Raw genomic sequence first — 1,362 nt, forward strand, 5'->3', positions numbered from 1 at the left:
GTGCGCGGTCGCCCTATTCCTGGCATCCGATAACGACCCAATCTTCCTGCAGGTTAAGGAAGCCAGGCAATCAGTGCTGGAGCCGTACGCTGGCTCGAGCCTGTACGGCAATCATGGCGAGCGTGTCGTCGCCGGACAGCGCCTTATGCAGTCCGCCAGCGACGTCTTTCTTGGATGGACACGAGGCAAGAATGGCCGCGATTTCTACGTGCGACAGTTGCGCGACATGAAGCTCGGTGCGGTGATCGAGGACTGGGACACTGGCATGCTTCGCCAATATGGAAGGATGTGTGCCCACGCGCTGGCGCGCGCCCATGCGCGCTCTGGGGACGCCGCCGTTATCGCCGGATATATGGGTTCCGGCCAAACGTTCGACGACGCAATCTGCGAGTTTTCCACAGAGTACTGCTCGCAGAATCGAGGCGACTACCGAGCCTTCCTGGCGGCCATCCGGGACGGACGCATAGAGGCGAACATGGAAGACGCATAGGTTGGCAATGCACTTGCTGTCGATTTGTTCCCGCGCCGGGCACTTTTACACGGCGCGGCGAGAATGAGGTCCCAAAGGGGGTCAATGGGCCCGAGCCATCCGCTTCTGAACTAGCATTTGACTGGCGTGGTTCTCTCTCTTGCATGGAGAACTGGCGGTTTCGCATTGCCGCCATTCYTTTCSAGGTATTGGCAGGCCTTGACGATRTCYTGCGCGAGCAACATCGCCACGGTGTRATTGATATGTGGGCGGATGACAACGCGCAGGCTCGTYACCGMCTCCGCRTTCGGCGGCATCGWRTAGGCCGASARWACCCAGCCSCGCTCCCTKACCTYRTTCGAGACRTCGAATTCGTTGAAATTCKTRATCTTCTTGTTSAGSGTMACGGCAACCACCGGGATGCGCTGGCTCTCGTTCATGATGTCGAAGTACCCGCTTTCGACGAGAACCTTGCGCAGCGCAATAGCGTTGTCTAAGGTGTGCTTCATGATCCGCCGATAGCCATCGAAGCCCAAATGCAGGAAAAGGTAGTACTGCACGGCGACCTGAAATGCGTTGCGGCTGAAGTTGAGCGTAGCCGTGGGCATCTCCCCTCCCAGATAGTTCACATAGAAGACCAGCTCCTCGTTGAAGATCCTGCGCTCACGGAAAATCACCCATCCGAGCCCCGGAGGTGTCAACCCATACTTATGGCCCGAGGCATTGATCGATAACACCCGTGGCAGACGGAAATCCCATTTGTAGTCGGGATACAGAAAAGGGTTCACAAAGCCGCCCGAAGCTCCGTCAATATGCATCGGAACCGAAATGCCCGTGCGCCGCTCGTAGTCATCCAGCCAGTCGTGGATGGCCTGAATGTCATCATCTTCTCC

General features: G+C 57.6%; 2 protein-coding genes. One reads left to right on the plus strand and one right to left on the minus strand.

Going from position 1 to position 1,362, the window contains the following annotated elements:
* The coding region (locus AC1DPR_RS31950; protein ID WP_477818026.1) for a DUF2252 family protein at positions 1-490 on the plus strand (490 nt) is incomplete at its 5' end.
* A 110-nt stretch (positions 491-600) separates the two neighbouring features.
* Here AC1DPR_RS31950 and AC1DPR_RS31955 read toward each other — a convergent pair.
* Positions 601-1,362, minus strand: a 762-nt coding sequence (locus tag AC1DPR_RS31955; protein WP_477818027.1) for a pyridoxal-dependent decarboxylase, incomplete at its 5' end; no start/stop codon positions are given.

Source organism: Rhizobium sp. 01T417, assembly GCF_056398905.1.